The organism is Chryseobacterium sp. CCNWLW53 (assembly GCF_037083525.1).
GTDB lineage: Bacteria > Bacteroidota > Bacteroidia > Flavobacteriales > Weeksellaceae > Chryseobacterium > Chryseobacterium lathyri.
On record NZ_JBAOJR010000001.1, the window covers coordinates 1,072,521 to 1,083,065 of the forward strand.

9 protein-coding genes are annotated in these 10,545 nt (G+C 36.0%); all 9 read left to right on the forward strand.

The features are described 5' to 3' along the window. The 9 genes from V6R96_RS05005 (at position 1) to V6R96_RS05045 (ending at position 10,235) form a co-directional block, all read left to right on the forward strand. Positions 1-2,499: a polysaccharide biosynthesis tyrosine autokinase gene (locus tag V6R96_RS05005; RefSeq protein ID WP_336378176.1), complete on the forward strand. Its 2,499-nt coding sequence runs from the start codon at positions 1-3 to the stop codon at positions 2,497-2,499. A gap of 213 nt (positions 2,500-2,712) precedes the next feature. Then, positions 2,713-3,603: a DUF6089 family protein gene (locus V6R96_RS05010; protein WP_111958705.1), complete on the forward strand. Its 891-nt coding sequence runs from the start codon at positions 2,713-2,715 to the stop codon at positions 3,601-3,603. Positions 3,604-3,608: 5 nt separating this feature from the next. Beyond that, complete coding sequence (locus V6R96_RS05015; protein WP_111958707.1) at positions 3,609-4,358, forward strand: isoprenyl transferase; 750 nt, start codon at positions 3,609-3,611, stop codon at positions 4,356-4,358. Between the two features lie 26 nt (positions 4,359-4,384). Beyond that, positions 4,385-6,922 carry an outer membrane protein assembly factor BamA gene (gene bamA, locus V6R96_RS05020; protein ID WP_223557654.1) on the forward strand — a complete coding sequence of 846 codons (2,538 nt, stop codon included), beginning with the start codon at positions 4,385-4,387 and terminating at the stop codon, positions 6,920-6,922. A gap of 8 nt (positions 6,923-6,930) precedes the next feature. Continuing rightward, positions 6,931-7,491, forward strand: a complete 561-nt coding sequence (locus tag V6R96_RS05025) for an OmpH family outer membrane protein (RefSeq protein WP_336378177.1) — start codon at positions 6,931-6,933, stop codon at positions 7,489-7,491. A gap of 67 nt (positions 7,492-7,558) precedes the next feature. Next, positions 7,559-8,062: an OmpH family outer membrane protein gene (locus V6R96_RS05030; RefSeq protein WP_111958711.1), complete on the forward strand. Its 504-nt coding sequence runs from the start codon at positions 7,559-7,561 to the stop codon at positions 8,060-8,062. A gap of 63 nt (positions 8,063-8,125) precedes the next feature. Next, entirely contained in the window at positions 8,126-8,611 is a 486-nt protein-coding gene (locus V6R96_RS05035) for an acyl-CoA thioesterase (RefSeq protein ID WP_336378178.1), read from the forward strand. A gap of 75 nt (positions 8,612-8,686) precedes the next feature. Then, positions 8,687-9,550 (forward strand): dTDP-4-dehydrorhamnose reductase, encoded by an 864-nt coding sequence (gene rfbD, locus V6R96_RS05040; RefSeq protein WP_336378179.1) that lies wholly within the window; start codon positions 8,687-8,689, stop codon positions 9,548-9,550. 1 nt (position 9,551) lies between these two features. Beyond that, positions 9,552-10,235, forward strand: coding sequence for a hypothetical protein (locus tag V6R96_RS05045; protein ID WP_336378180.1), 684 nt, complete (start codon positions 9,552-9,554; stop codon positions 10,233-10,235). Positions 10,236-10,545 lie beyond the last annotated feature (310 nt).

Here is a 10,545-nt window from a genome sequence, read left to right on the forward strand (position 1 = left end):
ATGATTCCAGACAAAGACACCAAAATAGGGAAGAACGAACCCCAGAAGGAAAAGTACGGATCGTTTGCGTTATTTGATATCGAGCACTTTCTGAGAAGAATAGTGAAAAACTGGTACTGGTTTGTATTTATGCTGTTTATCGGCTACTTAATCTCATGGGTATACAGTAAATATTATGCACAGAACATTTATGCATCAGACCTCTCTCTGAGCATATCCAATAATACCTCCAGTTACTTTACCCCAAGCCAGTCCATCAACTTTATCTGGGGACAGAGCGGGAATCAGGACGGAGTTTATCTGAAAAAAATGTTGTTATCCAGATCTCATAATGAGTTTCTGGTAAAGGAATTAGATCTTTTTGTGAATTATTCCACCAAAGGATTGATCAAATCAACCTACATTGACAAAACAGACTCTCCGGTGTTTCTGCAGATTGACAAAAAGCATCTTCAGCAGATTGATTATCCTATTACGCTTATTCCAAAAGGTGGAGATTCTTATGAAGTGGTTCTTCCGGAAGAGGGACAGTCTACCAATTTATATAATTACGAATTAGAAGGATTTCAATCCGTAAATGGATATAGCAGGCCTGCCAACAAGATTGTAAAGATCAACGAATGGTACAACTCCCCGAATCTAAGATTCAGGCTGCTTAAGAATACAGAGACTCCTAAAATAAAAGTTGAAAACATTATCATAAAGCTTAGTTCTGTCAATCAGAGTGTTAATGGTATTGTGTCTACAATAGGAGTGGAATTTGACAAAGAAATCGGAACCATTATGATTATCACCAAAAAAGGGTTTAATCTTAACAGTACTGTAAATTTCTTAAACAAATCTGTTGCCGAACTTCAGAAGAAAAGACTGGCAGACAAAAATATCGTCAATAAGAATACAGACGTTTATCTTCAGAACAATATAGATGATATCCGCAAAAAACTGGATTCAAGTGCAGCAGTGCTGAATTATCTGAAGACTTCTGAAAAGCTTTATAATATCAAAGACAGAGACGAAAAATCCTTAGAGGAAATAAAAAATCTTGAAGCCAAGAAAGCAGATATTGTAAGTAAAATCAGCTCACTGAATAATATTAAAAATACATTGCAGGCCCGTGATTTTGATAAAATGATCAGCACCAATGCTGCAGGTTTTGAAGATGGCTTCTTTTCGGCGTCTGTAACAGAACTCAAGGCTTTATATATGAAGAAAAGAGAAATGGCGACCATCTATAAGCCAAACTCTGAGCCTATGAAAGAAATAGACAGGCTGATTAATGAAGCAAGAATGGGTTCATCTGGTTCTTTACGAAATTATTATACGAAATATTATGATGAAATCAATAAGATAGACCGTCAGGTAGCAGAAGCCAATTCAGATCTCACTTCATATCCTGAAAAAGAAAGAAAATATCTGGATGCGGAAAGAGGATACAATATGATCGAAGCTACCTATAACAGTCTTTTGAACAGACAGAACGAGGCGCAGATGAAAGTGGCTACCAACCAGTCTGATATTACAGTAATAGACCCTGCGAAAAACTTAGGACAGGCTCCAATTGGCCCCAATGTAAAAGCAATAAAATCAGCAATTATATTTGGTTTATTGCTGATTCCATTACTGCTCATTCTAATCGGTGCGGTACTGGACAACAAGATCCGAAACATCAAAGAACTGTTAAGTGCAACAAAGATTCCGCTTCTTGGCGTTATCGGCAACAACAGCAACGAAAATATGCTTACTGTTTTGGAGCAGCCTAAATCATCAGTATCAGAGGCGTTCAGAGGAATCAGGGCAAGCATGAGATTCCTAATGGAAAACAATAAAGAAGATGGTAAAGGAAAAATTATTTTAATTACTTCTTCCATTGGTGGGGAAGGAAAAACATATATTTCCATCAATCTGGCTTCAGTAGTAGGGCTAAGTGATAAAAAAACAATCCTGCTTGGGATGGACCTTAGAAAGCCTAAGATATTTGGAGATTTTAAAATTGATAATAAATATGGAATCTCAAATTACCTAACAGGAGAAGTAGAAATGGAGCAGGTCATCAATAAAACTAAGATTCCGAACCTGGATGTAGTAACTTCCGGACCAATTCCTCCAAATCCGTCAGAGCTCTTAATGAGCAGCAGAAATATCAAATTCCTAGAACAGCTGAAGGAGAAATATGATTTCATTATCATCGATTCTCCACCGGTAGGTTTAGTAGCTGACTCTTATGAACTGATGAAATACTCCGATGCTAATATTTATATAGTCCGTCACGAATACACCGAGAAATATATGCTGAAGATGATCACTGAAAAGTACCATAACGGAGAAATTAGTCATTTAGGACTTATATATAATGATTACAATAAGAAACAAGGTTACGGATATGGTTATGGATATGGTTACGGATATGGCTACGGCTATTTTGATGAAGATAAAAATTATAAGGAACCGTTATTAATAAAAATCCGAAATAAGGTCCAAACAATATTTAATAAAAAATAGCGTTTTAAACCCTCAGCAAATGGGGGTTTTTTTATACGTTCAGTATTGGTAATCTAAGGAAAAAAGAATATTTTTGGCACTTTGCCGTTTACTTTATAACAAATTATGTTTTTTTGTTTATTTTTAACTATACATTAAGAATATCATTAATATAAAAATGTTTTATATTTGCAAAAATTAAATTTTAAAATAACCATAAATCCATATTCTTTTATGAATAAAAAATTATTGTTTAGCTTTCTTGCCTTCCTTGGAGTGGTAAGTGTTAAAGCACAAAGAAACGAATTGGGAGTTCGTCTGGGTATGAGTAACCTAGTTGGGGACATAGGAAGGACCAATTATATTTTACAAAAGCCGTTGGATTTAGACAGAATGTCAGATTGGGGTTTCCCTTTCTATGGTGGTTTATTATATAGATTTAATTTTAACCCGCATCAGACCGTTAGATTGGATTTAGGATACAACCAGATCCAGTTTAGTGATAAAGCTGCGAAAGAAGAATATAGAGTGAATAGAAATTCATACGGAAAAAATAACGTATACGAAGCAAGCTTAATGTTCGAATACAACCTTTTCCCTGTCAATAATGAACAGGTAAGTATGGTGAGCCCTTATATCTTTGGAGGTATCGGTGCTTTGATGTTTGATGCCCCTAAAGCCAATCTTGTAAACGATTTTAGAAGAGATGCAGATGGAGTAGCACAGGCTCCTCTTAATGAACAGGATTTTAAAAGTACTCCGGAATATACATTAGGAAAAAAAGTAACAATGCATATCCCTTTCGGGGTAGGTTTAAAATATAAGTTTAACCATAATTGGGCTATATTTGCAGAAGCCACATTTAGATATACACTGACGGATCAGCTTGATCATAGCCGTTTGCTTTCAAAAGATCTAACGTCCAGCTTTAATGCAGATATTTTAGATCCTGCTACCGGCGGTTCGCTGCTACAGTCAGGAAACTATTATGCGGTCTCTAAAGAAAGAGAACAAGAACTTCTTAATAAAAGAAATATAGGGGATGAAAGGTCTAAGGACTGGATGAATACTTTTAGTTTAGGACTTACCTATTCATTCGGAAGACCTCCATGCTATTGTGATTAATTAATATGTCGTTGATTAAAGATAAAATAAATTCTCAGAATTTACCGAAACACGTCGCCATCATAATGGATGGCAATGGAAGATGGGCAAAAACGCGTGGCGAAGAAAGAACTTTCGGCCACAAGAATGCCATTAATGCAGTAAGGAATGCCATTAATGCCTGTAATGAGATTGATATACCTTATTTAACACTGTATACATTTTCTTCTGAAAACTGGAGCCGTCCTGCAGATGAAGTAAGTACACTGATGAATCTGCTGGTAGAAACCTTATTGCTGGAGGCCGAAGAGATCTTTAGTAAAGGACTCAGAATGCATGTTATAGGAAACCTGCAAAAGCTTCCTTCTCTCGTGAGAGAACAGCTTGAACGTGTGGTAGAACTCACAAAAGAAAACACAAAAGGCAATTTAGTACTGGCAATAAGCTACGGCTCACAGAACGAAATATTAGATGCCGTAAAAAACATCAGTTCCGATGTGAAAGAAGGAAAAGTTGATATTGAGAATATTGATGAAAAACTATTCGAAAATTACCTTTATACAAAAGACTTTCCTCCTGTAGACCTGCTGATCAGAACCAGCGGAGAAATAAGAATAAGCAACTTCCTTCTTTGGCAGATCGCTTATGCGGAACTACAGTTTTTAGATGTTCTATGGCCGGATTTTACAAAAGATATCTTCTTCCAGTGTATTGTTGATTACCAGAATAAAGAAAGAAGATACGGCTTAACCGGCGATCAGATAAATGCCCAATAAATTAAAGAAAAGAAAGACTCGATAAAATGAAGTTTAGACTATTACCCATCATAATGTTTGCTGCTTCGGCGCATTTTTATGGACAAGTAACTCCTCAGGACAGCACTAAAGTTAATAATGCTGTACACGCAGAAAATGAAGCAGGAACTTACACTCTTAAAGACATTGTTGTAGATGGGGTAAAAAAATATACGCCGGCACAAATCTTAAGATTTACTGGCTTAACTAAAGGAGAAGCTGTAGATATTCCGGGACAAAAAATCAGCAACGCTGTTAAAAAACTTTGGGATACCCAGTCTTTTTCAGAAGTTGAAGTTTATGTTCAGAGTATTGAAGGGCAGACCGTAATTTTGAGATTCTACCTTGAAGATCTTAAAGAACTTGGAGAAGTAAAATTCACAGGTAAAGGGATAGGTAAATCTAAAAACGAAAAACTAATAAAGGACAATAATCTAAAGCCCGGAACAAAAATCACACAAAACCTGATTTCCAGTCTTAAGACTAAGGTTCCTAAGGATTACGTGAAAAAAGGCTTTGCTGATGCTAAAATTACCATCCAGGATAAAGTGAATGCAAACGATCCGTCTATGGTAGACTGGACCATCAATGTAGAGAAGGGCAAAAGAATAAAAATTGACCATATCGAATTTGAAGGCAACCCAAGCGTTACAGATGCAAAACTTAGAAAAAAGGCATTCAAAGAAACTAAACAGAGAAGATTTGGTATCGGAGGAATCCTGAAATCTTCAAAATTTATTGAAGAAAAATATCAGGAAGATAAACAAAGCCTTATCAGCTATTATAACTCTTTAGGATATAGAGATGCTAAGATTGTTTCAGATTCCGTATGGAGAAACAAGAGAAATAATTACGAAATCAATGTAAAGCTTAACGAAGGTAAAAAGTATTATATCGGGGATGTTACATTCACCGGAAATACCGTTTACTCTACAGAATATTTACAGAGATTATTAGGATACAAAAAAGGAGATATCTACGATGCCGTAGGTTTCAATAAAAAAGTAGGAGAAGACGGAGGTAAAGAGGACGACTCGGATATCAAATCTGTGTACATGAATAACGGTTACCTTTTCTCTAGCGTAACACCGGTAGAAAAATCCGTATCAGGAGACACTGTAAACCTGGAGATCAGAATTAATGAAGGAGAACAGGCTACATGGAATAAAGTAACATGGCAGGGGAATACAACTACCCATGACCATGTTGTGCTTAGAGCTCTAAGAACAAAACCGGGGGAGCTTTTCAAAAAGACAGAGATTAAAAGAACCTACTTCGATTTAGCCGGGATGTCCTTCTTCGATCCACAGCAGGTGGGGCAGGATATTCAGCCAAATCAGCAGGATAATACTGTAGATATCAACTGGAAACTGGTAGAGAAGGGTTCTTCTCAGGTACAGTTACAGGCAGGATATGGAGGTAACAGCTTTATCGGGACATTAGGACTTACGTTCAATAACTTCTCTTTAAAGAACTTCCTTAAATTCAAAGATTTTAAACCGGTACCTCAGGGAGACGGACAGACTTTGTCTATTCAGGCTCAGGCAGGACAGTATTTCCAAAACTATGGTATTTCATTTACAGAGCCATGGTTATTCGGAACAAGACCAACTGCCCTTTCAGTAAGTTTGAACACTTCCAGAGTAAAATATAATGACAGTAATGGGCTTGATCAAAAGCTTAATATCTTCTCCGCTTCAGTAGGTCTGAACAGATTGCTGAACTGGCCGGATGACTATTTCTCGTTATATACTGGGCTTCAGTTCCAAAAATATACCTTCAATAACTATCCTTTCCAGTTCGGAGATGCTACAGAATACTACGGTGATGCCAATAACTTAAGCCTTAACTTAGGTTTAAGCAGAAACTCTGCGGGTATTGATCCTATTTTCCCGACAATGGGTTCAAATATTGAAGTTTCCGCGAAACTGACTGCACCTTACTCATTGTTCAGCAATAAAGATTACTCTACCATGTCACCGGTTGACAAATACAAGTGGATGGAATTCTACAAGATCAAGTTCAAGGCTGATGTATATAATGAGGTTGCAGGTAAACTTGTATTGAGATCTTCCGCTGAAATGGGATTCATGGATGGTTATAATAAAAAACTTGGTGCTCCGCCATTTGAAAGATTCTATGTAGGAGGTACAGGTTTATTTGGAGGTAGATATGACGGACGTGAATTGATTCCATTGAGAGGTTATGAAAATGCTTCAACATACGGAGGAGAAGTAGATGATATTACCCAAAGAGGGGGAGGTACAATCTATAATAGATTTACATTAGAATTAAGATACCCGATCTCAATGAATCAGACGGCCAAAATCTATGCACTTACCTTTGCAGAAGGGGGTAACGTATGGAACTCCTGGAGTACATACAACCCATTCCAGCTGAAAAGATCTGTGGGAGTTGGTGTAAGAGTTTATATGGGAGCTTTTGGTTTGATCGGATTTGACTTTGCTTACGGATTTGATAAAACTGTTTCCGGAACAGAGCCATCTGGATGGAAAACACACTTCCTGATGAACCAATCATTATAATCACACATATGAAAAACTTTAAAATCATTTTCACATCTGTATTGTTCCTGCTTTTCGGACTTTCAAACGCCCAGAAAGTTGGAATAGTAGATACAGGCTATATTTTAGATAAACTACCTCAATACAAAGAAGCAGAAGCAAGATTGAATTCACAGATCGATACATGGCAGTCTGAACTTCAAAATATGCAGTCAGAGTACGAAAGAAAAAAATCAGCATTTGAAAGTGAAAAAGTATTGTTGATAGGGGATCAGCTGAAGCTTAGAGAAAAAGAAGTAATGGATCTCGAGAAAAATATCAAAACAACTACCAGCTTACGTTTTGGAGCCAATGGTGAAATTACAAAGCTGAGAACAAACCTGGTAGTACCGTTTCAGGATCAGATCTGGACAGCTGTCAAAACAATGGCTGAGAAAAATGGATTGGGCACGGTTCTTGATAAATCGGATAACAATGTCCTTTTTCTTCTGCCAAGATATGATTACACAGAAAAAGTATTAAACATCTTATTAAAAGGATCCGCTGCATCTGATAAGAAAGAAAAAACAAGCAGCAAAAGTAAAAAGTAAATTTTTAAATTAACTTTTACTTAAATTTAAAATCTAAAAACAAATTAAATTATTTATTTTACCAATTATGAAAAAATTAAGTGTATTATTTGCCGCGGTAATAATGGTTGTATCGGTAAGTATGGCAAAAGCTCAGAAATTAGCTACTGTAGATTTAATGGGAGTTCTTAATGCAATGCCTGAAAAGAAAAAAGCAGATACCGACATAAAAGCTTTCTTAGATGCAAAACAAGCTGAAATCAAGAAAAAAGCAGATGCTGGACAGGCTAAATTAAAGCAGTACAGTGAAGAAGCTCCTAAGAAAACTGCTGAAGAAAACAAAGCTAGAGAAACAGAATTACAAAAGATTCAGGAAGAAATTGCTCAAATGCAAGAGAAGGCTCAAAAAGATCTTCAGGCTAAGCAGGACGTTGCTTTCGGACCAATCGAGAAAAAACTGAATGATGCAATCGAGAAAGTGGCTAAGGCTGGTGGATATGAATTTATCATGGATGCAAACTCTTCAGCATTAGTATACAAATCTGGTGCAGATGCTACAGCTGCTGTTAAGAAAGAATTAGGAATCAACTAATAAATTAACAAAGTTTTATAAATTAACCGCCTCTTTTAAAGGCGGTTTTTTTATTTTTGCGCTATGGAAAAAGAAGTATCAACGACCGTAAAAGTAAGGTTCAGCGATTGTGATCCGATAGGACATTTGAATAATGTAAAATATTTAGACTATATGTTCAATGCCAGAGAAGATCATGTAGAAACATTTTATGGATTCACATACGAAGAATATACCAAAAAGACCGGCTGTACATGGATTGCTATTCAAAATGAGATCGCTTATTTAAAAGAAGTGAGATATAATACCCAGGTAGTGATCAGCAGTAAAACCATAGAAGTGCAGGACAGAACGGCTAAAGTGGAAATACTCATGAAAAGCCTGGATGAAAAAATAGTTCATGCTGTACTATGGGTTACGGTGATCTATTTCAATCTTAAAACAAGAAGATCAGAAATTCATCCCCAGGACATAAGAGAAACCTTTGGAAAGTTCTTTGTAGATCTTGAACAGAAAGATTTCCAGCCTAGAGTAAAATTCTTAAGATCCCAGAACGCAAAAAATTCGTAATCAGTTGGTGCTGGATAATATCCTGTTTTGTAAGCCAGATATTATAGTACACCTTAATAAAATAATAAATTACAGATGAAAAAAATAGCAGTAATAGGAAGCAATGGGCAGTTGGGGAACTGTATCAGAAAAATTGCCCCTGATTTTGAAAATACCTACGAGTTCCTATTTACAGATTCCCAGACTCTGAATATCACGAACGAAGATCAGGTTAATGATTTCTTCTACGATAATAAACCAGACTACTGTATTAACGCTTCGGCATATACCGCAGTGGATTTAGCCGAAAAGGAAAAAGATAAAGCATTTGCTGTAAATGCTGATGGAGTAGCCTATCTTGCTCAGGCCTGTGTAGATTATAAATGTTTCCTGATCCATGTTTCTACAGATTATGTGTTTGACGGAGATACAAACCTTTCCTACTCAGAAGATGATTTTACCAATCCAACCGGAATATATGGTGAGTCAAAAAGAAAGGGTGAAGAGTTAGCTCTCGAAATCAATCCAAAAACTATTATTCTAAGAACCTCTTGGCTGTATTCGGAGTTCAATAAGAATTTCGTTAAAACAATGTTGAATCTCTTTTCTCAGAAAGAAGAACTTGGGATTGTAGCGGATCAGTTTGGGCAGCCTACCAATGCAAATGATCTCGCAGAAGCAATCATGAGGATTATAGAAAGTCCAAACAAAACCTTTGGTATTTTTCATTTTTCAAACTATCCTGAAACCACTTGGTTTGATTTCGCTAAAAAAATTGCTGAATTTTCAAACTCTTCAGTAAAACTGAATCCTCTTACAACAGAACAGTATCCTACTCCTGCCAAAAGACCGGCAAGAAGTACAATGTCATTAGATAAGATAGAAGAAATATATAAAATAGAACTCAAGCATTGGGAAAACAGCCTTGAAGAATCTGTCAAAATATTAACACAACAATAGTATGATCAAAAACCTGGCAGTTGCCATTTCCATATTCTGTGTCCATTTGTGTCATGCCCAAAGTGTATACCTTTCAAAAGTTGAAAAAACCAACGACAATACAGATAAATTCCTGTATAAAAAAGCGGAAGCTACAGTTGACGCTGAATATTTGGGAGAAATTGAAGTCCAGGGATTCTCAAGAGATGATGCAGCTGTTTTTTCCTTAATATATAAAAAAGCAAAAGAAATAGGTGCCAATACCTTTTCGTTGAAACCATTTGAAAATATAGATGGCACTCCTCAGCCCCTCAATCCAGCTAACTATAGGATGGCTCTATATTATACTCCCAAAGAAAAATTGAGAGATCAGAATGGAAAGCTTTATGTCTTTGCTTCCTCAGATAAAGATCAGAAGATTAATATCAATAAGAAAGATTACCTGCTTACACCCAGATCTTATATTACTCTGGATATTATACCAGGAGAAGTGTATACCATATCAACAAGGAAGCTTTTAGGCTCTACTATTAAAGTTCAGCCCAAAGCAAATGATGAAAATCTATATTTTCAGGCTTCCTCGTTAAAAGTAAAATCAGATACTTCCGGAACAGGCGGTTTAAATTTGAAGTCCGGCGATATTATAGGTTTAGAAAAATCCTATGCAGAATTTTTAAGCGTTATATACGTTCAAAATAAGCAATAAGATAATATTGATAATCAAAGTAAGTGAAAATTAAACATAAGTTTAAAATTTTTCTGCCTGCTTACCAGTAGCTTATGAATTCATATTATATAATTATGAATTTTATGTTAAATAAGTTTGTTTTGCGTGATATTAAGTTGTTATCTTTGCCGCACTGAAAAACGAGAGTGGTCAGTAGCGCAGAAGAGCTTTTAGATAAGCGATAGGTATTTAAAAAAGCTTACAGGAATCAAGAGAAAAAGCTTAGCAATATTTTAATAAATAAAAGTTGTGGGTTTTAATTTTTTTTGTATCTTTGCAGTCCGGTTAA

Excerpts from the sequence above, each read along its gene's own strand:
- V6R96_RS05005 (WP_336378176.1), top strand. The coding sequence starts at position 1 with ATGATTCCAGACAAAGACACCAAAATAGGGAAGAACGAACCCCAGAAG.
- V6R96_RS05010 (WP_111958705.1), top strand. The coding sequence starts at position 2,713 with ATGAATAAAAAATTATTGTTTAGCTTTCTTGCCTTCCTTGGAGTGGTA.
- V6R96_RS05015 (WP_111958707.1), top strand. The coding sequence starts at position 3,609 with ATGTCGTTGATTAAAGATAAAATAAATTCTCAGAATTTACCGAAACAC.
- bamA (WP_223557654.1), top strand. The coding sequence starts at position 4,385 with ATGAAGTTTAGACTATTACCCATCATAATGTTTGCTGCTTCGGCGCAT.
- V6R96_RS05025 (WP_336378177.1), top strand. The coding sequence starts at position 6,931 with ATGAAAAACTTTAAAATCATTTTCACATCTGTATTGTTCCTGCTTTTC.
- V6R96_RS05030 (WP_111958711.1), top strand. The coding sequence starts at position 7,559 with ATGAAAAAATTAAGTGTATTATTTGCCGCGGTAATAATGGTTGTATCG.
- V6R96_RS05035 (WP_336378178.1), top strand. The coding sequence starts at position 8,126 with ATGGAAAAAGAAGTATCAACGACCGTAAAAGTAAGGTTCAGCGATTGT.
- rfbD (WP_336378179.1), top strand. The coding sequence starts at position 8,687 with ATGAAAAAAATAGCAGTAATAGGAAGCAATGGGCAGTTGGGGAACTGT.
- V6R96_RS05045 (WP_336378180.1), top strand. The coding sequence starts at position 9,552 with ATGATCAAAAACCTGGCAGTTGCCATTTCCATATTCTGTGTCCATTTG.